General features: G+C 70.8%; 18 protein-coding genes and 1 tRNA gene. 6 read left to right on the top strand and 13 right to left on the bottom strand.

Annotation, left to right across the window (positions count from 1 at the left end; genetic code table 11):
• Positions 1-133: 133 nt before the first annotated feature.
• From E0W78_RS09325 to E0W78_RS09315, 3 genes are all read right to left on the bottom strand, one after another.
• On the bottom strand, positions 134-775 hold the full coding sequence (locus E0W78_RS09325; protein WP_242686295.1) for a class E sortase: 642 nt from the start codon (positions 773-775) through the stop codon (positions 134-136).
• Between the two features lie 85 nt (positions 776-860).
• Positions 861-2,165 carry an HNH endonuclease signature motif containing protein gene (locus E0W78_RS09320; protein ID WP_131403601.1) on the bottom strand — a complete coding sequence of 435 codons (1,305 nt, stop codon included), beginning with the start codon at positions 2,163-2,165 and terminating at the stop codon, positions 861-863.
• A gap of 221 nt (positions 2,166-2,386) precedes the next feature.
• Positions 2,387-5,209, bottom strand: coding sequence for an aminotransferase (locus E0W78_RS09315; RefSeq protein ID WP_131403599.1), 2,823 nt, complete (start codon positions 5,207-5,209; stop codon positions 2,387-2,389).
• Between the two features lie 141 nt (positions 5,210-5,350).
• On the opposite strand from E0W78_RS09315, the gene E0W78_RS09310 reads away from it, so the two are divergent.
• A complete protein-coding gene (locus E0W78_RS09310) occupies positions 5,351-5,833 on the top strand; it encodes a hypothetical protein (protein WP_131403598.1) in 483 nt (160 codons plus the stop codon).
• Between the two features lie 208 nt (positions 5,834-6,041).
• Here E0W78_RS09310 and E0W78_RS09305 read toward each other — a convergent pair whose 3' ends face one another.
• From E0W78_RS09305 to E0W78_RS09270, 8 genes are all read right to left on the bottom strand, one after another.
• A complete protein-coding gene (locus tag E0W78_RS09305) occupies positions 6,042-6,473 on the bottom strand; it encodes an ASCH domain-containing protein (protein ID WP_131403597.1) in 432 nt (143 codons plus the stop codon).
• Positions 6,446-7,933 carry a GNAT family N-acetyltransferase gene (locus E0W78_RS09300; protein ID WP_131403596.1) on the bottom strand — a complete coding sequence of 496 codons (1,488 nt, stop codon included), beginning with the start codon at positions 7,931-7,933 and terminating at the stop codon, positions 6,446-6,448. The genes E0W78_RS09305 and E0W78_RS09300 overlap by 28 nt, the downstream gene beginning before the upstream one ends.
• A gap of 486 nt (positions 7,934-8,419) precedes the next feature.
• A tRNA-Met gene (locus E0W78_RS09295) sits at positions 8,420-8,496 on the bottom strand.
• Positions 8,497-8,687: 191 nt separating this feature from the next.
• Positions 8,688-9,713, bottom strand: a complete 1,026-nt coding sequence (locus E0W78_RS09290; protein ID WP_207392701.1) for a prolyl oligopeptidase family serine peptidase — start codon at positions 9,711-9,713, stop codon at positions 8,688-8,690.
• 26 nt (positions 9,714-9,739) lie between these two features.
• Positions 9,740-12,586: a UPF0182 family protein gene (locus E0W78_RS09285; protein ID WP_242686294.1), complete on the bottom strand. Its 2,847-nt coding sequence runs from the start codon at positions 12,584-12,586 to the stop codon at positions 9,740-9,742.
• A gap of 96 nt (positions 12,587-12,682) precedes the next feature.
• On the bottom strand, positions 12,683-13,210 hold the full coding sequence (locus tag E0W78_RS09280) for a PPA1309 family protein (protein ID WP_207392700.1): 528 nt from the start codon (positions 13,208-13,210) through the stop codon (positions 12,683-12,685).
• Complete coding sequence (locus E0W78_RS09275) at positions 13,201-14,292, bottom strand: PDZ domain-containing protein (RefSeq protein WP_131403592.1); 1,092 nt, start codon at positions 14,290-14,292, stop codon at positions 13,201-13,203. The genes E0W78_RS09280 and E0W78_RS09275 overlap by 10 nt, the downstream gene beginning before the upstream one ends.
• A gap of 28 nt (positions 14,293-14,320) precedes the next feature.
• A complete protein-coding gene (locus tag E0W78_RS09270; protein WP_019145069.1) occupies positions 14,321-14,728 on the bottom strand; it encodes a molybdenum cofactor biosynthesis protein MoaE in 408 nt (135 codons plus the stop codon).
• Positions 14,729-14,874: 146 nt separating this feature from the next.
• On the opposite strand from E0W78_RS09270, the gene E0W78_RS09265 reads away from it, so the two are divergent.
• Together E0W78_RS09265 and E0W78_RS09260 are read left to right on the top strand one after the other, a co-directional pair.
• On the top strand, positions 14,875-16,203 hold the full coding sequence (locus tag E0W78_RS09265) for a zinc-dependent metalloprotease (RefSeq protein ID WP_131403591.1): 1,329 nt from the start codon (positions 14,875-14,877) through the stop codon (positions 16,201-16,203).
• Positions 16,200-16,778: an NUDIX hydrolase gene (locus E0W78_RS09260; RefSeq protein ID WP_131403589.1), complete on the top strand. Its 579-nt coding sequence runs from the start codon at positions 16,200-16,202 to the stop codon at positions 16,776-16,778. The genes E0W78_RS09265 and E0W78_RS09260 overlap by 4 nt, the downstream gene beginning before the upstream one ends.
• Here E0W78_RS09260 and E0W78_RS09255 read toward each other — a convergent pair.
• Positions 16,702-17,202: a M48 family metallopeptidase gene (locus tag E0W78_RS09255; RefSeq protein ID WP_131403588.1), complete on the bottom strand. Its 501-nt coding sequence runs from the start codon at positions 17,200-17,202 to the stop codon at positions 16,702-16,704. The two genes, E0W78_RS09260 and E0W78_RS09255, sit on opposite strands and share 77 nt — an antisense overlap.
• Before the next feature lie 332 nt (positions 17,203-17,534).
• Between E0W78_RS09255 and E0W78_RS16555 the strand changes: the two genes are divergently transcribed.
• The 3 genes from E0W78_RS16555 to E0W78_RS09245 all read left to right on the top strand — a co-directional run bounded on the left by E0W78_RS16555 (position 17,535) and on the right by E0W78_RS09245 (position 19,971).
• Positions 17,535-17,693, top strand: coding sequence for a DUF5679 domain-containing protein (locus E0W78_RS16555; protein ID WP_165570452.1), 159 nt, complete (start codon positions 17,535-17,537; stop codon positions 17,691-17,693).
• Positions 17,694-17,787: 94 nt separating this feature from the next.
• Positions 17,788-18,594: a hypothetical protein gene (locus tag E0W78_RS09250; protein ID WP_131403586.1), complete on the top strand. Its 807-nt coding sequence runs from the start codon at positions 17,788-17,790 to the stop codon at positions 18,592-18,594.
• Between the two features lie 39 nt (positions 18,595-18,633).
• Entirely contained in the window at positions 18,634-19,971 is a 1,338-nt protein-coding gene (locus tag E0W78_RS09245) for an AarF/ABC1/UbiB kinase family protein (protein WP_207392699.1), read from the top strand.
• Positions 19,972-20,037: 66 nt separating this feature from the next.
• Here E0W78_RS09245 and E0W78_RS09240 read toward each other — a convergent pair whose 3' ends face one another.
• Entirely contained in the window at positions 20,038-22,020 is a 1,983-nt protein-coding gene (locus E0W78_RS09240) for an ATP-dependent DNA helicase UvrD2 (RefSeq protein ID WP_131403585.1), read from the bottom strand.
• Between the last annotated feature and the right edge of the window lie 74 nt (positions 22,021-22,094).

Genomic DNA, 22,094 nt, shown 5'->3' with positions numbered 1-22,094 from the left:
TTTCAGCGGCGGCGGGTCCGCAGCACGGCCCCCGAGACCAGTCCCCCATCGGTCTCCACCGATTCGATCTGAGCGGCCAAACGTCTTTGGCCCGCAACCAAAATGCCAAACGCGCTCCGGGCGCCGAAACGGTTCAGCGCGAGGCGGGAGCGAGACGGGGCGCGGAGCTCTTCAGATGCCCGAAGACGACCGTGCGGTCGTCGGTCTGGAACACCTCGGCGCAGGTCACCAGCGTGATGAGCTCGGCGGCGTCCGTGGGCCCGGTGCCGCCGTCGGGGTTGCGCGGTCGCTCGTCCAGCACCCAGGTGTCGGTGAACGGGACGTCGAGGTCGTGCCCACCGGTGTCGAGCACGTACGTGTAGGTGGCGTCGCGGGTCTCGACCTCGACCTCGTCGCCGGGACGCAGGTCGCGGATGCCGGCGAACGGCTCGCCGTGGGTGACCCGGTGGCCGGCGAGCGCGACGTTGCCGCCCTCGCCCGGCTCGGCGGTGCCGTCCAGGTGCCCGACGCCGGAGGCCAGCACCGTGTCGGACGACCCGCTCAGCACGGGCACCGACCAGTCGTCGCCGAACCGCGGGATCCGCAGGATCGCCGTCGCCTCGCCGAACTCGGTCTCAGCCGTCGGCTGGCCGGACGTCCACGTCTTCTCGAGCGTCGCGGTGACGTCGTCGTGGCGCTGCTGGGACTGCCAGTTCGTGCCCCAGTACTGCCAGCCGAGCCAGCCGAGCACGGACAGGCCCGCGACGACCAGCACCAGCCCGACGATCCTCAGCACACGCCCACCCTGGCACAGCGAGCCCACGGTCGTTGCCCCGTCGAAGCGACCGGTCGTTGAGGCCGTCGGAAGAGCCCGGGACAGGTCAGGCTGGGACGCGTGGGCGCAGCCTCACGTGGCGGACGTGGCGCATCGGTCGCCGGAGCGGATCGATCCGTGCCGGTGGGATCACCTCGACGACGCCGTCCTCGGCCAACCGCGCGGACCAGTCCGAGTCGTGGAGCAGGTGGTGGTGCTGGAAGCAGAACAGCGCGCCGTTGTCGACCGATGTCTCCCCGCCTTCGCTCCACGGCGTGAGGTGGTGAGCCTCGCACCAGGCCGGCGGCCTGTCGCAGCCCTTCCACGAGCATCCGCCGTCCCGTTTCGCCAGGACGGCACGCTGATGGCGATCGTGGAGGCGCTCGCCGCGGCCGAGGTCGAGGGGCTGGGAGTCCCCACCGAGGACCATCGGCAGGATGCTCGCGTTGCAGGCGAGACGTCGGGCCTGACTGGCGCTGAGGCCACCACCCGTGGAGAGCGACGCCCGCGACACACGGTCGCGGAGGTCGTCGAAGTCGATGTTGATCGTCACCGTCGCGGCGACGCCCCCGGCCTGCGGGAAGCACTCGTTCGGGAGGTGCTCCACGAGCTCGCACAACGCCAGGCCCATGCGCCGCGCGTGGTCGAGGCGTCCGATCTCTTGGTCGGAGTGCTCGCCGTCGACGTTGCGGAAGATCGCGCCGTCGCGTCGGGGTGAAGCGAGGCCTTCGAGGACGGTCTTGAGCATGTCAGCCTGCACGTCCGGCAGGACGCCCCGGATCGACGAACGGCCCTTCCCCATCCGGATGATCGACAGATGGGTCTCGTCCCAGGCCTGCTTCTCCTGGCGTTCCAGCTGCGCCCCGATGATCTCGTCCGCCGAGTCCGGATCGACCACCTCGACAACGCGGTTCGCCAGCCGGCGCAGGTCGTCCGCCCCGAAGTTCTTCGCGTGCTCCAGGAGCGTGGCCTCGGCGTCGTCGTGCTGCTCCTCAACGAACCACTCAGGCAGGGCGTCGAGCGCGGTCAGGATGATCGAGGCCTGCTCGGTGGCAAGGTCACCGGAGCCCCACGCCTCCCGGGTTGCAGTGCCGCGGGCCGGGTCGAGGTGGGACAGCTTGACCAGCCTCGACGCCTCACGCCGCGCCATCCCAGTTGTCGACGCCAGCCACGCAGCTGTCGAGGCGGAACCGTCCTCGCGCGGAAGCGCTCTGTCCTCGGCGGCGCCAGTCAAGCGCGCCGCGGTCGCGGTCAGGCTGGCGATCGTCCGATGGATCTCGACGTTCACCGCGCGCAGCTCCGTGTCCGTGAGCGACCATGCCTCGAGCTCGCGCAAGTCGCTGCGCAACCTCTCCAGCTGGTCGATGATCATCCGAAACCCCCGCGTCGAACGTTTGTTCTACTCTACCTCGAACGACCGACAAGAACAACGCGATATCCCCGAAACCTCAGCGCTTTCCTCGCTTCGACAAGCTCAGCGAGCGGTGGCTAGACCGAGCGACGAACCGAGCCGCGCACGCACGCACGCACGCACGCTCGTTTCGACAAGCTCAAGGAGCGAGCCCCGCTCCTCGAGCTTGTCGAGAGGAGCCCTCACCCGAGCATCGACAGGACGCGGTCGAGGGCCTCCACGACGTGGTCGACGCTCTCGCGGGTGATGACGAGCGGCGGCTTGATCTTGAGGACGTTCTTGTGGTCGCCGGTGGGCTGCACGATGGCGCCCTCCTCGAGCAGCAGGTCGCAGACGTCGGCGGCCAGCCGCGTGGCCGGCGCGAACGTCTCGCGGTCGCTGACCAGCTCGACGCCGAGGTACAGCCCCATGCCGTGCACCGCCCCGATCGCCGGGTGCCGCTCAGCCAGGGCGAGCAGCCGCTCGCGGAAGTGCCCGCCGACCTCGCGCGCGTTCTGCTGGAGGCCCTCGGACTCCAGGACGTCCAGCACGGCCAGGCCGATCCGCGAGCTGACCGGGCTGCCGCCGGCGGAGCTGAAGAACGATCCTTCGGCGGCGAACGCCTCGGCGATCTCGCGGGTCGTGATGACCGCGCCGAGCGGCTGCCCGTTGCCCATCGCCTTGGCGACGGTGATGACGTCCGGCACGGCGTCCTGCTGCTCGAAGCCCCAGAAGTGCTCGCCGAGGCGTCCGTAGCTGACCTGCACCTCGTCGCTGATGCACACGCCGCCGAGCGCACGCACCCGCTCGAAGACGCCGGCGAGGTAGCCGTCGGGCAGCAGCACTCCCCCGCCGTTGCCGAAGATCGGCTCGATGACGACGCCGGCGAGCTGCGCACGTCCCTCCTCGCCGAGCGCGTTCAGTTGCACGTCGAGATCGGCGAGGTAGCCGGTGGCGGCGTCCGGGCCGCGGTGCGTGCCGCGGACGCTGTTGGGCGCGTCGATGAGCTCGACCCAGTCCGGACGGCTCTCGAGCGCGCGCGGGTTGTCGCCCAGGGACGTGGAGACGGCGTCGGAGGCGAGCGTCCAGCCGTGGTACGCCTCGCGGGCGGCGAGCATCCGCGGACGTCCGGTGGCGACCTGCGCGAGCCGGATGGCCAGGTCGACGGCCTCGCTGCCGCTGTTGACCAGGAAGACGCTGTCGAGGCGGTCGGGCCCGAGGGCGGCGAGCCGCTCGGACAGCTCGGCGACCGCGGCGTAGTGGAAGCGCGAGTTGGTGTTGAGCAGCGACCACTGGCGGGTGGCGGCCTCGACCAGGTGCGGATGCGCGTGGCCGGTGGTCGCGACGTTGTTGACCGCGTCGACGTAGACCTGCGCCTGGGTGTCGACCATGAGCTCGCGCCAGCCGCGCTCGACCTGCGGCGGCGCGGCGTAGTAGTGCTCCTGCACCGGCGCGTAGGCGGCGTCGCGGCGGGCGAGCACGCGGTCGGCGTCCGTCGGCGGTGCGGCCACGTCGACGCCGAGCAGGGCGGACGGGTCCGGGCTCAGCGCCCGCCACAGCGACTCGGCCCGCGGGCTGACGAAGAACGGCGCCCGCGGCGCCTCGGTGCGGTGCAGCTGGACGCGCAGGCGACCGGACGCGAGCCCGAGCCCGTCCGCATCCTCGACGTCGCCCCGGACGACGAGGGTCAGCGCGTCGCCGCGCAGCTCGAAGCCGCCGTCGATGCGCACTCGCTGTCCCTCGAACGGGACGTGCAGCAGGGTGCCGTCAGGCACGACGACGTCGACGCCCAGCGCGAGCGTCCGGGCGCTGCCCCGGGGCGCGAGCGGACGAGCCTGGGTGAGCCGGTGCTCGGCCCAGCGGGTGCTGACCGGCGCGCCCTCGGCGTCGAGGACGGCCTGCTCGGCGTCCGGCTCGAGCCAGCGACCGGCGTCCAGCGACGGGCTGAGCACGGACAGGTCGACGACGCTCGGCCGGACGTGCTCGGGCAGCATGCGGCCGAGCGAGAACGGCCGCGGCCGCACGCCCGCGACGGTGGCGGCGACCAGCACGGCCATCTCGTCGGGGTCGAAGGACGTGGCGAGCCGGAACGCGCGCCACTCGCGGCTCGTCCGCTCGGCGGCGTAGTCGTTGCCCTCGTCGATCGCGGTGAGCTCGGCGGCGCTGGTGACGAGCACGGCGCAGCGCAGGACGACGAGCGGCCACAGAGCCACGACCTCGGCGTGCTCGAGCGGCACCTGCTCGGCGAACGCGCGGACGGTCTCGAGCGACGTCAGCGGGTCGTCGCAGCCGTTGGCCAGCACGCCGGTGATCGCGACGGCGAGCTCGGCGACGCGCCAGCTGACCATGAGGTCGCCCAGGTCGATGACGCCGACGCTCCCCTGCTCGTCGAGCACGAGGTTGTCGTCGGTGACGTCGCCGTGGATCACCTGCAGCGGCAGCGCGGGCGACACGGCCGCGACCCGCGCGACGGAGTCCAGGCTGGCGTTGGCGACGCGGGACCGCAGGCTCTCGGGCACGTGGTGCAGCAGGGCGCGGACGACGTCCGGTGCGGCGCGCAGGTCCCACTGCGTCGTGCGCGTGGTGCCCGCGTGCTCGAACCCGGCCAGCGCGGCGACGATGCGTCCGGCCGTCTCACCGAGCATGCGCGCCTCGGCCTCGCCGAAGGACGGGACGTCCATGAGCGGCTCGCCCTCGACGTACGTCAGCAGCCGCGCGTGGAGGGTGACGCCACCGATCTCGACCGGCTCGACGGTGCGGCCGCTGGTGCTCTCGACCGGCCGCGGCGCCCGCATGCCGGCATCGGCGAGGACGTCCATGGACGCGTTCTGGGCCTCGAGCTCGGCGACGTCCGTGGCGGCGTTGGCGACCTTGAGCACGTGCCCGGCGCCGATGCGGAAGTTGCGGTCCTGGTTGCTGCCGAGCTCGACGACGTCCCCCTCGACGCCCCACCGCTCACGCGCCACCGGCGCCGCGTCCTCGACCGACACGACCGGCCGCGCCAGCCCACCCAGCTGCTCCGCCATGACTCTCCTCAGCCCACTCCGCCCCGGCGAAGCGAGCGTAGTCCTCGACGGCGCACGGTGGACGTCCTCGCCGTCGGGTGGCGACGCCGGACCCGGCGACTATCGTCGAAAGCCAACCTGCTTCCCGGCTGAGGAGCCACCATGCATCCCACCCACGTCCCGCTCCGCCTCGCCACGGGCGCGTACATCCTCAACTCCGGCATCAGCAAGCTCGGTGCCGACGAGGGGACCGCCCAGTACCTCCACGGGGCCGCCGCCTCGACGTACCCGGCCGTGTTCAAGGACATGGAGCCCAAGAAGTTTGCCAAGCTGCTCGCCTACAGCGAGATCGGCGTGGGCGCCGCGCTGCTGTCGCCGATGGTGCCGGCCGCGGTCGCCGGCGCCGCCCTGACCGGCTTCGGCGCGAGCCTGATGGGCATGTACTTCCGCACCCCGTCCATGACCCTGTCGGACGGCATCCGCCCCAGCCAGGAGGGCATCGCCCTGGCCAAGGACGCCTGGATGGTCGGCGGCGGCCTCACCCTGCTCACTCAGGGCCTGTGGGGCACGGCGAAGTCCAACGCGAAGGCGGGCGTCAAGAAGTCCAAGAAGGCGGTCCGCCGCGTCACCCCCCGCCGGAGCTAGGGCACGGGCCCCACACCGGGCGGCGGGACGCGACCCTGAAGGAACAACGATGCACGGTTCGACGCCTCACCGCTCGCGCGTCACCGTTGCCACGTCATCGACCGACGCCGGCCGCTCCAGCCGCAGCTCATCCGCCATGACTCTCCCTCAGCCCACTCCCCCCGGCAAGCGGGCGTACTCATGAGTTGGATGCCGGATACCGTGCGCGTCAAGCAAACGCGAGCCGGACAGCGGCTGACGCATCCGAGGCATCGAAGTACTGGACGCTCTGCGGAGGCCGACTGATTCCGAAGGCATCCTCGAGAGACTCGTGCTCGGCCAGTCTGACGAGATCAGCGACCTTGATGCCCACGCCCTGCTGATGTCCGTCGTAGTACTCGAAAAACTTGTCGTGCGAGATTCCCCCAACCGGTTTGAACATCTCCCATAGCCGGCTCGGAGCATCGAGTACCTGCTCCTCGACGGAGAACACTGCTATCACACGGCCTACCGGTCGAGTGGCGTACACGGCAACATGAGTGACGTCCGCGGCAAGCGGCCGTTTCCGGAACTCAACAGTCTTCGTTCCGTCGACGATGGCACGCGCGTACTCAGGATGGACGGACAGCAGAGCTAGACGGAAATCAGTGTCTCTAGCCACTCGACGGCCCCTTCATCTGACACCAGTTGAACACTCATGGGAGAGCGTGCCATCACTCCTCGCTCCCTGAGCTCATCTGAGGAGATCGGCGTGTCGAGCACCCGATCGAGACGAAAGCGAATGGCGAGCACTTCGCCCTTTGAACACATATCAGCGATCTCGGCCGGGGTATAGACAGTTCGACGTCCGGTAAACTCGAGAACTCGCGTCGGGTCCGATGACCGCGTCGTCTCCTCTACGACCCCTATGACATTCGCCATTTGATTCTGTCTCGTGCGCAGGAACAGGAGCGTGTCACCGGGTCGGAGCTGCTTTGACGGCGAGTGACAAACGTATGCCTTGCGGATAGCGTTGCCCTGGTCGGTCATTCCGTCATAGAGCGCGAACTGTCCGGAGTCATCCGCCACGGGAAAGAGACTTCGATGCCATTTTGGTATAATCGGCACGATAAACCAGCGGGTCGGCGCGATCGCGCCGGGACCGAACTCGATAGCGTACCCCAGAGGATCCAACCCATCGGGTCGACTCGCGGGCTGTAAGCGTTTGCCAAGGACCAACTCGTCCTCTCGATCCGTAGTATCGAGTTTCGTAAATCCGAAGGCTTCGAACAGTTCAATAAGTGCAACCTCGCGCGAGAACACCTCGATAAACATGGAGTCGTAAGCGTTAGTCCGCGCGTGCTCAAAAACCGCCCAGAGGAGCAACTCTCCTCGCTTGACCCCACGAGCGTGTGGCGAAACCTTGAAGGTGCAAATCTTAAGCACCTTACCGGGCAGACCCCCCGAGGTTTCGGTCTCCTCCTTCAAAATCACCACGGCGTCCAGGGACTCACCTGGGTCCTGCATGACTAGACAAACTCGGGCTTCGGGCGCCACCTTGTTCTTCAACCAAGCCCGGATATCATACTCGTCCGCGAATTCGTCGAAAATCGGATCATCACGATCAAGCTGATAACCTTTAATTTCTGTAACTGCCGGAACGTTTACGGGCTGATGCCGCTGCCGACTCAGCACGTCCAAAGAGTCACTCAGAGAAAAGACGCGGTCTTCTAGTTGCAGAGCTCTCGCATGGGGGAGGATCCGCTGGTCCTCTGTCACCAACCATTGCGCAGCGCCTCGGTCGAGCAGAAGCAATAGTGAAAGATCCACCCTACTCTGCGCGTTTATCCTGGGAGGATACCCCGCTTTCGCCTGGAGGCCAGGAGGGATATCAACGGAATCAAAAATATGATACCGCTGCAGTTGCTGGCGCCTCTTCGCCCTGTGCGCCTCATCATGGTGCCGCGCGATGTCTTCTAGAGTGCCGGAGCCCACGCACAGAGTGTGCCGGAGTTCAGTCGCTAACCGGTAGAGCGCCGTTGCGTTCACGGCATTGACGTGCAGTTTAGTTGCTTCGCTTTCAGCAGCGATAAAAATGTTGGTATCAATCAGAATGCGCAACGAAGCGCCCTGAGCAACCACTATCGCCACCTCCTCAGACCTAAGGATGCAACATCAGCCCCCGGATGGTGGCGTTTCGCGGGCATGTCAGCCGGTTCTTGCTCCCCCGCGTTCAATTCGGCTGCGCCTAGTGGCCGGATCAAACCGCCTCGGTCCCGCCGGATCCAAGGATTCGGAGCAGTCCCGGTGGGCCGTGTCCGTCGCGCGCCAGAACGCGCAGGCTCCGATTGCTCAGAGACAGATACGCACCACGTTGCCACCACCCGACCAGTCCGCCGTTCACCGCGTGGACAAACCACTCGTCGTCAGCAAAGACATCCCGGAGTAGTTCGTCGACGACGGCGACGGCGTTCTCTCTCCTTCGATCGAGAATGTGTCCAGCGTTCGCAGCATGTCGATGACACGGAGGGAGACGTAAGTGGTCACGAAAGGACCTGGAACAGAAAAGTTGCTCCAGTCAGCACATGACGAAGGCCCTTCCGGATCTCTCCGGAAGGGCCTTCGTGGTGGTAGCGGGGACAGGATTTGAACCTGTGACCTCTGGGTTATGAGCCCAGCGAGCTACCGAGCTGCTCCACCCCGCGTCGCTGAAGACAACGTTAGCAGGGTGTGTCCGGAGACCCAAATCGGGGTGGTGCGAGGCGGGTGACATGGGCGGGAGCGGTGACGCTCCGGGGGTTCCGAATCTCCCCTCGACAAGCTCGGGGAGCGGGTGGTGGTGTCCCTTTGACAGGTTCAGAGACGGCGCGGGCGCCAGGGATTATGAGTCCTCGGGTCAGTTGAGCTCGCGGGTCAGGAAGCGGACGGTTCTGGACATGGCGGCAGGGAACTGGGGGCCGAAGGCGTGGCCCTCGCCCTCGTACCAGCGCAGGGTCACGTCCACGCCGGCCTGCTTCGCGGCGCGCTCGGTCGCGCGGGCCCAGCGGGGTGGGGTCTGGTCGTCGAGGGTGCCGTGGTGCATCAGCAGCGGCTCGGTGATGCGGCCCAGGTGCGGGCGGGTGGACGCGCGCAGGTACGGCTCCGGGTTCTCGTCCGGGGTGCCCCAGCGGCGCTCGGCGTCGCTCCAGAAGCCCGAGCCGCCGTCACCGTACTGGGCCCAGTTGTCCGCCTCGAGGCTGGAGACGCCCGAGAACACCACGCCGGCGCCGACGAGGCCCGGCGCCATCTCCAGCGCCTGGACGACCACTCCCCCGCCCATCGAGCGGCCGGCCAGGGCGATGCGGTCGTCGTCGACCGGGACGTCCGTCGTCGCGCGCAGGGCGTGGACCGCGTTGATCGCGTCGGCGGCGTAGCCGAGCCGGAAGCCGCGATCGAGCCGCGGGTCGTCGTCGGACGCCGCGTGGTTACGCAGGTCCACATGCAGGGCGATGAAGCCCTTGTCGGCCAGGTAGCCGCGCTCGCGGGTCATGCCCTGGCCCTGCTCGTACGAGTCCGGCGGGATGTAGCCGTGGACGAGCACCACCGCCGGGAACGGGCCACGGCCGCGCGGGACGTTGAGGACGCCCGAGATCGTCAGGCCCTCGCTCGTGAACGTGACGTTGCGGGACGTGTACGTGGGCTGGCGCTCGCGGACGCGTCCGAGGCGCAGGTCGCCGCCGGTGAAGCGCTTGTCGAAGTAGGAGGCGATGTCGGGGTTCGAGGTGTCGACGGGGTCGGCGGGAGGCTCAGCCGTCGGGGTCGGCGTCGCAGAAGCGCTGGGACTCCCTTCGACAGGCTCAGGGAGCGTGGGGCTGGGTTCCGAGGCCGGCTCCCCCGAGGTACACGCGGAAAGGCCGAGGGCGAGCGCCGTGGCTGCTGCCACGACGCCCGCCCTCGTCCACATGAGCGCTAGCTTCCCTCGACCGCTTCGCGGGCCTGGCCGACCAGGCGTCCGACGTTGTCGATGCGCTGCTGGTACTCGGCCAGGTCGCCGTCCTCCAGCGCCTTCTGCGCGGCCTCGTACTCCTGCGACGCACGGTCCAGCAGCTGGCTGGCCGACTGCGGCGTGCCCGGCGTCGCCGGCGTCTCACCGCCGTCGGTCGACCCGTCCGGGACGTCGTCCGGATTCGTGTCGCCCGGGTCGCTGGCCTCGAGGCCGAGCGCCCCGCGCAGCGCCTGGTCCAGCGTCTGGCCGAAGCCGACGCCGTCACCGAACGACGCGATCACGAACTGCAGCACCGGGTACGAGCCCTCGGCGTTCGACCGCTGGATGTAGACCGGCTGGACGTACAGCAGGCCGTCGCCGACCGGAAGCGTCAGCAGGTTGCCGCGACGGATCGTGGCCTCCTCGGACTGCTCAAACGGCAGCAGCGCCTGGGTGACGGCCGGATCGGTCTGGAAGTCGTTCGCCACCTGGCTCGGACCCGGAATCTGCGTCTCGCTCGGGAGCTGCAGGATCGTCATCTTCCCGTAGTCCTCGGCGTCCGTGGTCTCGGAGTTCACCGACACGAAGGCCGCCAGGTTCTGCCGGTTGTTCGGGAGGAACACCGACGTGAGCGAGAACCGCGGGTCGGGCTGGTTCGGGTTGCTCGTCGTCAGGTAGTACGGCGGCTGCTTGCTGACCTTGTTCGTCGGGTCCTCGGACGTCTTCCAGCGCTCGCCGTCCTCGTAGAACGTCGACTGGTTGGTCACGTGGTAGCGCGTCAGCACGTCGCGCTGCACCTTGAACAGGTCGACCGGGTAGCGCAGGTGCTCCAGCAGCTCCGGCGAGATCTCCGACTTCGGCTTCACCGCGTCGGGGAAGACCTTCATCCACGTCTTGAGGATCGGGTCCTTGTCGTCCCACGCGTACAGGTCGACGGTGCCGTCGTAGGCGTCGACGACCGCCTTGACCGAGTTGCGCATGTAGTTGATCTCGTCGGTCGGCAGCACCGCCTGCGCGCCGCGCTGGGTCAGCGAGTCGGTGGTCGCCTCCTCCAGCGAGCGGTGCTGGCTGTACGGGTACTGGTTGGACGTCGTGTACGCGTCCACCACCCACACGATGCGCCCGTCGACGACCGCCGGGTAGGCGTCGCCGTCGGCGGTCAGCCACGGCGCCACCTTCGCGACACGGTCGCGCGGGTTGCGGTCGTAGAGGATCTTGGAGTTCTCGTTGACGCGGCTGGACAGGACGAGGTTGGGCTCGCCGAACTTGAACGCGTACAGCACCTTGTTGAACAGGTTGCCGACGCTGACGCCGTCCTTGCCGTCGTACTCGTTGGCCGTGACGTTCTCCTCGCCCTCGGCCTGCTCGCCGCCGCCACCGCGCGGGATGTCGACCTCGATCGGGTTCGCGCCCTCGGGACGCCCGACGATCGAGTACGACGGCGAGTTCTCGCCGAAGTAGATGCGCGGCTGCTGGATGTCGAACTCGCCCGAGGACGGGATGTCCTTCTCCACCCAGACCGGCTCGCCGTTCGGGCCGCGCTGGTTGCCGCGCGCCGCCACGACGCCGTAGCCGTGCGTGTAGACGGTGTGGTCGTTGGCCCAGTTGCGCTGGGTGTCCTGCAGACCGTTCAGGTCGACCTCGCGGGCGGCGATGATGACGTCGCTCGCGGTCTGGTCGTCACCGAGCTTGTAGCGGTCGACGTCCAGCGTGTCGGGCATCGTGTAGTAGCCACGCACCTGCTGCAGCTGCTCGAACGCCGGCGACACCAGGGTCGGGTCGATGAGGCGCGCGGACGTGCGCGACTCGGCCGTCTGGGTGAGCTCCTGCGCCGACAGGTCGGTCTTGGCCGTGTAGTTCGTGACCTCGGTGTCGGCCACGTCGTAGGCGTCTCTCGTCGCCTCGATGTTGCGTTCGATGTACGGCCCCTCCTTGTCCGGCTGCGACGGGCGCACCTGGAAGGACTGCATGATCGCCGGCCAGATGCCGCCGATGAGGATCGACGTGACCAGCAGGAGGCCCAGGCTCAGGACGGGCAGCGTCCACGAGCGGATGACAATGGTGGCGAAGAACAGGATCGCGCAGACGATCGCGACGGCGATGAGGATGTTCTTGCTGGGGATGCGCGCGTGGACGTCGGTGTAGCCGGCGCCGTCGACGTAGCCCGAGCCGTTGATCACCAGGTCGTAGCGGTCCAGGTAGTACGAGCCCGCGCGCAGCAGGACGCCGAGGCCGAACAGCACGGCCAGGTGCACCTGGGCGGCGCGCGAGAAGCGCGTGCCCTTGCCGGCCAGCTTGATGCCGCCGTAGACGTAGTGGACGAACGCGACCAGCAGCACGGTGACCACGATCAGCGCGAACGCGTAGCTCAGCAGGAAGCGGAACCACGGGTAGTCGAAGACGTAGAACCCGATGTCCTTGTTGAACTGGGCGTCCTTCTGGCCGAACGAGCCGCCGTTGCGCCACATCTGGAACGTGTCCCACTGACCCGCCGCGACCGAGCCGGCGAAGGCGACCAGGACGACGGTGAGCACCGCGAGCACGGGCTTGAGGATCGGGGTGAGCGCGGCGCGGTAGCGGGTGGCCGGGTCGTCACGACGGACGCTGACGAACTCCGGACGCGTGCGGTAGGCCAGCACGACGTTGGCCAGCACGAACAGGCCGAACAGCAGGCCGAGCACCGCGAACAGCAGCACGCGGGTGCCGAGCACCGTCTGGAAGACGTCGGAGTAGCCGACGGACTTGAACCACAGGCGGTCGGTCCAGACGCTGGTGAAGACCGAGCCCAGGATGAGCAGCGCGGCGAGCGTGATCAGGGTCGGGACGAGCACGCGGCGGCTGTTGCCGGGACGCGGTGCGCGTGGCTGTTGACGAGGGGTGCCGAACGGATTGCTCACAGTTCTCCTGGGTCAGGGGTCACGCAGTACCTAGTCTGCCAGCGTGTCCCGAAGGGCACGGGTCAGGTTGGGCACGAGGTCGGGGGCTTCGAGCAGCTCGTCGTCGGCCGGCGGACGTCCGCGGACGCCGGTGTGCGACTGGCCGTCGCGGGTCACGGCGGCCACGATGCGCACGTCGCGGCGGTCCGGGTGGGCGGCCACGTAGGCCTCGAGCGCGGCGGGATCTTCGGGGACGTCCTGCTCGGCCTCGGGCGGCAGCATGATGCGCTCGACCACCACGGCGCAGCCGTCCACAGCCGGCGGCCAGGCGATCGCGTCGAGCGACTCCTCCAGCGAGCCCTGGTCGGGCAGGCCGTCCTGCTCGACGGGCGTGTAGACCGCGTCGCCGAGCTGGCCGGCGAGCTCGGGCTGCTGGGCGACGAGCGCGGCCGTGCGCACGAGGGCGAACAGCCGCGGCACCTGGTCCCACCCCTCGGCGGCGACGTGCCGCTCCACCTCGAGCGCCGCCTGCCGGACGTCGGAGTCCGGAGCCAGGTTCGCCAGGTCCTCTACTCGCACGTGGGCACCTCCGCCTTGGGGTCCTTCGCCAGCGCCTCGAGGGCGTCGATGGCACCGGTGAGCTTCTCGACCTTGACGAGCGTCAGGTCGTGGTCGGACTCGGCCGCCTCGGCGCAGTTCGCGGCCGGGACGAGGAAGACCTCGGCCCCGGCGGTGTCCGCGCCGGCGATCTTCTGCTTGACGCCGCCGATCGGGCCGACCACGCCGTCGGCGTCGATCGTGCCGGTGCCGGCGATATCGCGGCCCGCGGTGAGCGAGCCCGGCGTGAGCTTGTCGTAGATGGCGAGGGCGAACATCGTGCCGGCGCTGGGGCCGCCGATCGCCTCGCCGACGTTGTTGGTGACGTCGACCGGCAGGTCGTAGTCGGCGCCGAGCGTGACGCCGACGAGCGCCCGGTCGGGGTCGTCCTCGGCCGGCACGGTCGTGACCTTGACCTGCTGGTCCTTGCCGGCGCGCTCGACGTCGAGCGTCACCGCGTCACCGGGCTTGGCCTTGCCGATCTGGTCGACCGCCTCCTGGGGCGTGGCCACGTCGACCCCGTCGATGCGGCGCACCAGGTCGTCCGCCTCGAGCACGCCCTCGGCCGGGCCCCCGTCGACCACCGAGGCGACGAGCACCCGGGTCGTCACCTGCTTGCCCAGCGCGCGCAGCGCGGCGACGGCGGACGTGCTCTTCGAGCCGGCCAGCTGGGCAGCGGACTCCTGCGTCGACTGCTCCTGCGTCGTCCCCTCGGGGTACAGCAGGTCGCGCGGGACGACCTCGGCGTCCGGCGTCAGGGCGGTCTTCACCGCGTCCACGAGCGAGACGTTCGAGGACGCGCGCGAGACCGAGACGGTGGTGAAGTTCAGCGAGCCGTCCGGGTCGGCGTACGTCTTGACGCCGTCGCCGAACTCGATGAGCGGACGTCCGTCGAACTCACCGAGGGTGTTGAAGACGGGTCCGGGGCGCATCGTGGCGTACGGGACGGGCACGAACGCGGCCAGGCAGGTCAGCACCACGAGGGCCACCCCACCGATCGTGAGCGTGCGGCTGCGACGGCTCCACGTGACGGGACGCTCGGGCTCCTGCTCGTGCGCGCTCACGCCCACACCCTAGGGGGACGGGGCAACCTCAGACCCAGACGGCCTCGCCGTCGACGAACTCCTGGTGCTTCCAGATGGGCACCTCGTCCTTGAGCCGGTCGATCAGCAGCCGGCAGGCGGCGAACGCCTCGGCGCGGTGCGCGGCGGAGACGGCCACGACCACGGCGCGGTCGCCGATGCGCAGCTCGCCGGTGCGGTGGACGGCGGCGAGTCGGACGACGCCGGGCTCGCGGGCCACCTCGTCGACGACGGCGCGCAGCCGGGCCACGGCGGTCGGGTGCGACTCGTAGCCGAGCGCCGTGACGCCCTTGCCACCGTCGTGGTCGCGCACCGTGCCGACGAACAGCACGATGCCGCCGGCCGTCGGGTCGGTGACCGCGTCGTACACCTCGTCGAGGCTCAACGGCGTCTCTCGGACGTCCACCAGGGGTTCCACCCGGCCAGCCTAGGGCGAGGGCTCCTTTCGACAAGCTCAAGGAGCGGTCCGCTGGCTGAGCCTGTCGAAGCCGCCGGGTGTTCGCCCTGGACGAACCGCGGCTCGTCGGCCTGGGGTGGCGGGGCGCGGACGGGTAGCGTTGACCCATGGCCGACCCCCACGACCCGGACCGCGACGACAACCCGTTCAAGGGCACGCCGATGGAGCAGTTCTTCACGGCGTTCACCGGCGGCGGGGGCACGCCCGACTTCCAGGCGCTCATGAACCAGGTGCAGCGCATGTTCGCCCCGCACGAGGGCCACGTGAACTTCGACATGGCCAAGGACGTCGCGCGCCACGTGCTCGCCGCCGCCGGCCCCGACCCCTCGCCGCACGCCGGCGAGCGCAGCGCCGTCGACGACGCCCTGCGCCTGGCCGAGATGTGGCTCGACAGCGCCACCGACCTGCCCGCCGGCGCCACGCGCGCCGTCGCCTGGAGCAAGGCCGAGTGGGTCGAGCAGACGTCCGGCACCTGGCACCAGCTGGTCGAGCCGATCGCCGAGCACGTCGTCGAGGCGATGGGCGACGCGCTCCCGGCCGAGGCCCGCGCCATGGCCGGCCCGCTCGTCGGCATGCTCAGCCAGGCCGGCGGCGCCATGTTCGGCCAGCAGGTCGGGCAGGCGCTCGGCACGCTCGCCGGGGAGGTGCTGTCGTCCACGGACGTCGGCCTGCCGCTCGGCCCCGAGCGCACTGCCGCCGTGCTGCCTGCCAACGTCCGCGCCTTCGGTGAGGGCCTGGAGCACAGCGAGGCGGACGTGCTGCTGTACGTCGTCCTGCGCGAGGCCGCGCACCAGCGCCTGTTCGCGCACGCGCCGTGGCTCGCCGCCCGGCTCGTCGGCGCGGTCGAGGACTTCGGCCGCGGCGTGACCATCGACGTGTCGGCCATCGAGAGCCAGCTCGGCTCGCTCGACCCCTCGCGTCCGGACGAGATCGCCGAGGCGCTGCAGGGCGGCCTGTTCGAGCCCGCCCGCACCCCGCAGCAGGAGCAGGCGCTCCAGCGGCTCGAGACCATGCTCGCGCTGGTCGAGGGCTGGGTCGACGAGGTCGTCACCCAGGCCACCAAGGACCGCATGCCCGCCGCCGTGCCGCTCGCCGAGGCCATGCGCCGGCGTCGCGCCGAGGGCGGTCCGGCCGAGCAGACCTTCGCCACCCTCGTCGGGCTCGAGCTGCGCCCGCGCCGCCTGCGCGACGCGGCCAACCTGTGGGCCGCGCTGCGCGACGCTCAGGGGCCCGAGGCCCGCGACGCCGTGTGGTCGCACCCCGACCTGCTGCCGACGGTCGACGACCTCGACGACCCGATCGGCTTCGCCGCCGGCGAGAACCGTCCGTCCGACGGGCCCAGCGCCCAGTTCGACGCGCAGTTCGACGAGGCGCTCGGCCGGCTGCTCGACGAGGGCGACGACCGTCCCTCCGGCGACGACGACCAGCCGCGGTGACGCTGCACGACGACGCCGTCCGGGTGCTCCAGGCCTGGACGGCGCCCGACGCCGTCCAGGACGAGCTGCGGCGTGACTACCTGGCCCACCTCGCCACACGCCCGGACGCCATGGAGCGCGCCTGCCACCCCGACCACCTCACGGCGTCCGCCCTGGTGGTCGACGCCGCGCACGAGCGCGTGCTGCTGACGCTGCACCGTCGCCTGCAGCGCTGGCTGCAGACCGGTGGGCACTGCGAGAGCGACGACGTCACGCTGGCCGAGGCCGCGCTGCGCGAGGCCACCGAGGAGTCCGGCATCGACGGGCTCGTCGTCGACCCCGACCCGGTCGTGCTGTCGCGCCACGAGGTGCCGTGCGGCCCAGTGCGTCCGGCCCACCACCTCGACGTGCAGTACGTGGCCGTCGCGCCCGAGGGGGCGGTCGAGGTGATCAGCGACGAGTCGAGCGACCTGCAGTGGTTCGCGGTCGACGCCCTGCCCGAGGGCGTGGACGACAGCGTCAGGACGCTGGTGGAGCTGAGTGCTCGACGCCTTCGAGGAACCCCCGAGCCCGCTCCGTCCGCGGGTACGCGCTGACGATCGTCCAGAACCGGTCGGAGTGGTTCGGCTCGACCAGGTGCGCGAGCTCGTGGACGAGCACGTAGTCGACCACCCACGGCGGCATGCCCTGCAGCTTGTCCGAGAGCCGGATCGCGCCGTCCGCAGCGCTGCACGAGCCCCAGCGCGTCGTCATGTTCGAGACCCAGCGCACGGACGTCGGCATCGGCGCGCCGGCCACGTGGCGCCGTGACAGCTCGCGGGCGCGGGTCTCGAGCTCGTCGTCGCCGGGACGTCGCCGGGCCTCGCGCTTCTCGATGCGCGCGAGCAGACGGGCGACGATCGGCTCGAGCTGCTTGTCGGTGACGTGCTGCGGCACGAGCGCCACCAGCTGGTCTCCCTCGCGGCGCAGCGACACCGTGCGCGTGCGACGCGCGCTGCGACGGATCTCGACCTCGGGCACGCCGTGAGCGTAGCCCCGCCACCCGACAGCGTCCGCCGCCGCGCTGGACGGGACGTTGTGCACGCCTGGCGCGGCGTGTCGCGTCCACAACGTCACTCCCAGCGACGACGGCCAACCCTCCAGCGGGGGTTCAGGGACACGCCCGGCTGTCCACGACGCGCCGGGCGCGTTCCACAGGCCGTCGGCGTGTCCACACACGTCGTCCCCAGCCTTTTCCACAATCGGTGGACAAGTCAGGACGCGCCGCGGCGCTGACGGGCGAGCGCCCCCGCCGGGCCGTACGGTGGCTGTGACCGGCGTCACACCGACGCCGCGGCGGACAGGAGCGCGACATGGCTGATTCGTGGACCGGCGAGTTCTACTGCGTCAAGTGCAAGGAGAAGCGCGAGGCCACCGGCGAGGTCCAGGTGAGCGAGAAGGGCACCAAGATGGCCAAGGGCACGTGCCCGGTCTGCGGCACCAAGCTCAACCGCATCCTCGGCAAGGCCTGACCCAGCCCGACGACGCGCCCCGGCCTCCCGGCGGGGCGCGTCGTGCTGTGGACGGACGCCGGCCCGTCCCCGCCGCCCGGGGCGAGGGTGGGGCATGGCGTTCCGACCCTGCCTCCGACCCGGCCTGCTGCTCCTGCGGCGCGACGCCGGCCACCTCCAGCTCGGCACCTCCCCCGGCGTCGTCGTGCGTGACGAGCCCGGGCTGCTCGCCCTGCTGCGCCGCTTCGACGGCACCGCCGACCTCGCCCGGCTGCGGCGGCACGCGGACGACGTGGGGTTCGCCGGCGACGTGGAGGCCGTGGCCACCGACCTGCGCGTCGCCGGGCTGGTGCTGGCGGGCATCCCTCGGCCGGCTCGGCCGGTCACGAGCGTCCTGCTCGACCACGACCACGCCACCGCTCCCCTCGCCGACGCCGTCGCGGCGCTGCTGACCGAGTCCGGGCACCGGGTCGTCCGCCGGGGCGCGGCGGCCGACCTCACCGTCGTCCTGGCCGCGGGCGAGCCGCCGCGCGCGCTGTTCCGGGCCGCCCAGGAGGCGCGCGACGACCACCTGCGCGTCGTGGTCGAGGACGAGCGCGTCCGCATCGGGCCGCTCGTGCGTCCCGGCCTGACCCCGTGCATCCACTGCCACGACCTGCACCGCACCGACTGGGACCGCGGCTGGCCGGCGCTGCTCACCCAGCTCGGCTCCCCCGGCACGCTGGTCGTGCCGCCGGCGCTCCCAGTCGCCACCGTCCACGCCGCCGCGCTGCACGTGCTGGCCGAGGTCGACGCCTACGCCCGCGGGCAGGACGCCGGCGCGAGCCACTGCGTGGCCGTCGGGCCGGGGCCGTTTGACGCCGACACCTGGCCGATCGGCTTCCACCCCGCCTGCGGGTGCGAGCTGCTGCTCGTCGCCTGACGACGGGCCGCTCTGGGCGCGCGCCCCTACGATGACCACGTGGCCAAGGACGACGAGGACCGCGGCATCCGCGGCAACGCCCTGTCCCGCGGGGCGCGGCTCGCCGCTCTGCCCGTGGGGTTCGCCGGTCGTACCACCTGGGGCCTGGGCAAGCGTCTGGTCGGCGCGCCGGCCGGCTACGTCGCCACCGAGGTGCAGCAGCGCACCGCCGACCAGATCTTCCGCGTGCTCGGCGAGCTCAAGGGCGGCGCGATGAAGCTCGGCCAGGCGATGAGCATCTTCGAGGCCGCGCTGCCGCCCGAGATCGCCGGGCCGTACCGCGAGACCCTCACCAAGCTGCAGGACGCTGCGCCGCCAATGCCGACCTCGACCGTGCACCGCGTGCTGGCCGAGCAGCTGGGCCCGGACTGGCGCGACCTGCTGACGACATTCGACGACCGACCGGCCGCGTCGGCCTCGATCGGCCAGGTGCACCGCGGCACGTGGCACGACGGGCGCGAGGTCGCGGTCAAGATCCAGTACCCCGGTGCGGGCAAGGCACTGCGCTCGGACCTGCGCCAGATCGCCCGCATCGCCCGGCTGTTCGGCGTCCTCATGCCCGGCATGGACGTCCGCGCGCTCGTCACCGAGCTGCAGGAGCGGGTCGCCGAGGAGCTCGACTACGGGCTCGAGGCCGCCGCCCAGCAGGCGTTCGCCGACGAGCTGACCGACGACCAAGAGGTCGTCGTGCCGAACGTCGTCCACCACACCGACGCGCTGCTCGTGAGCGAGTGGCTGGAGTCCTCGTCGTCCCTGGCCGAGGTGATCGTCTCGGGCACCCCCGAGGAGCGCGACCGATACGGCGAGGCGTTCATCCGCTTCCTGCTCGCCGGCCCCGAGCGCGTCGGGATGCTGCACGCCGACCCGCACCCGGGCAACTTCCGGATCATGCCCGACGGACGCCTCGGAGTCGTCGACTTCGGCGCCGTCGCCCGGCTGCCCGAGGGCCTGCCGCCGTCGATGGGCCGCCTGCTGGGCACCGCCCTGACCGGCGACCGGGCCGCGGTGCTCGAGGGTCTGCGAGCCGAGGGCTTCGTGCGCGTCGGGGTCGTCGTGGACGCCGAGCAGCTCGGCGAGTACCTCGACCCGTTCCTGGAGCCGGTGCGGCACGAGACGTTCGCCTTCGACCGCGAGTGGCTGCGCGGCCAGGCCGCTCGGCTCAGCCAGCCGTCCAGCGCCGTCATCGCGTCCAAGATCAACCTGCCACCGGAGTACCTGCTGATCCACCGGGTGTGGGCCGGCGGCATCGGCGTGCTGTGCCAGCTCGGCGCCACCGTGCCGGCGCGCGGCATCGTCGAGGAGTCGGTGCCCGGCTTCGCCGAGACCGCCGGTCCCTGAGCCGGCTTCGACAGGCTCAGCCAGCGGTCTAGTCCCTGAGCCTGTCGACGGGGCTGCTCGACGCCCCTACTCGCCGCCGATGACCCGCAGGACGTCCTCGCCGTACTGGTCGAGCTTGGCCTGACCGATGCCCTTGACCTTCACCAGCTCGCGGACGTCCGAGGGCTTGAGGATGGTCAGCTGCTCGAGCGTCTGGTCGTTGAAGATGACGTAGGCCGGGACGCTCTGCTCCTGGGCCTGCTCGGTGCGCCAGGCCCGCAGCTTCTCGAACAGGGCCTCGTCGAAGTCGTCCGGCCGCGCGACCAGGCGCACCTTCTTCGCCTTGGGCTGCGGACGTCCCTGGCTGCGGGCGGCGTGGTCGGCCGGCAGGAGCCGGTCGAGGAAGCGCGTGGGCTGGCGGTTGCCGCGTCCGCCGGCCTGGCGGGCCGCGGCCCACGAGATGGTCAGGAACGAGCGAGCGCGGGTGATGCCCACGTAGAACAGCCGGCGCTCCTCCTCGATCTCGGCCTCGGTGGTGGCGTGGACGAGCGGGACGGTGCCCTCCTGCATGCCGACGCAGAACACGGCCTCCCACTCCAGGCCCTTGGCCGAGTGCATCGTGGCCAGCGTGACGCCGTCGGCGGTCGGCGCGTTGGCCGTGGCCGCACGCCGCTCGAGGTCGTTCACGAGGTCGGCCAGGCTGGCGTTGCCGCCCAGGTCGGTGGCCATCGAGACGAGCGCGTGCAGCGACTCCCAGCGGTCACGTACGGCGCCGCTCGCCGCCGGCGGGTCGGCCGTGTAGCCCAGGCCGGACAGCACGTCGCGCACCTGGCCGGCCAGGTCGCCGCTGGCCTCGGTCTCCGACACCGCCGCCGCGCGCAGCAGCGTGACCGCCTGACGCACCTCGCCGCGCTCGAAGAACCGCTCGACGCCGCGCAGCACGTACGGGATGCCCTGCGCGCCCAGCGCCTCCTCGTACGCCTCGGACTGGGCGTTGATGCGGAACAACACCGCCATGTCGCGGTAGGGCAGGCCGCGGTCGTGCAGCCGGCGGACCTCGCCGGCCACGTAGGCCGCCTCGGCCGGCTCGTCGCCGAAGCCGCGGTAGGTGACCGGATCGCCGGCCGATCGCTGTGCCTCGAGCGTGACGCCGAACGTGCGCCGGTCGAAGACCGCGTTGGCGGCGGCCACGACCTGCGGCGTCGAGCGGTAGTTGCGCACCAGGTCGACGCGCTGGGCGTCCTCGTAGCGGCGGGTGAAGCCGGTCAGGTACTCGGCCTTCGCGCCCGCGAACGAGTAGATGGTCTGCCGCGGGTCGCCGACGACGCACAGCTCGTCGCGTCCGCCGAGCCACAGGTCGAGCAGCGTGGCCTGGAGCGGGTTCACGTCCTGGAACTCGTCGACGACGAACCAGCGGTACTGGCTGCGCACCTGGGCGGCGACCCGCTCGTCCTCGGTGAGCATGGCCGCGGTGACCAGGAGGATGTCCTCCATGTCGATGCGGTGGTGGCCGCGCTTGACCTCCTCGTACGCGGCGTAGACCTCGCCGACCTGGGACGGCTGCAGGTCGCCGACCTCGCGCCGGGCGTCCTTGGCCTTGCCCGCGTACTGGGCCGGGCGGACGTTGCTGACCTTGGCCCACTCGATGGCGCTGGCCAGATCGCGCAGCACCGACTGGTCGGGGCGCAGCCCGACCTTGCGGGTGGCCTCGACGACGAGCGGGATCTTGGAGCCGGTGACCTCGGGGAGCTCGCCGCCGTAGACCTGGGGCCAGAAGAAGCGGGCCTGGCGCAGCGCGGCGGAGTGGAAGGTGCGGGCCTGGACGCCGCCCGCGCCCAGCTGCTGGAGCCGTGCGCGCATCTCGCCGGCCGCGCGGGTGGTGAACGAGACGGCCAGCACCTCGGTGGGCTGGTAGACGTTCGTCGCCACGCCGTACGCGATGCGGTGCGTGATGGCGCGGGTCTTGCCGGTGCCGGCGCCCGCCACGACCACGAGCGGACCGCGGATCGTCTGGGCGACCTGACGCTGCTCGGGATCGAGGGCGGCGAGCAGGTCGCTGGGGTCGGGCACGGGACTCCTTCGAGGTCGGGGGCTACGGTCGAGGGGGAACAGCCCGGCGGACGCCGGCGTTGTGCCTGTCGCAC

Source organism: Aeromicrobium sp. IC_218, assembly GCF_004336805.1.
GTDB lineage: Bacteria > Actinomycetota > Actinomycetes > Propionibacteriales > Nocardioidaceae > Aeromicrobium.
This window is presented reverse-complemented; position numbering and strand designations above follow the sequence as displayed.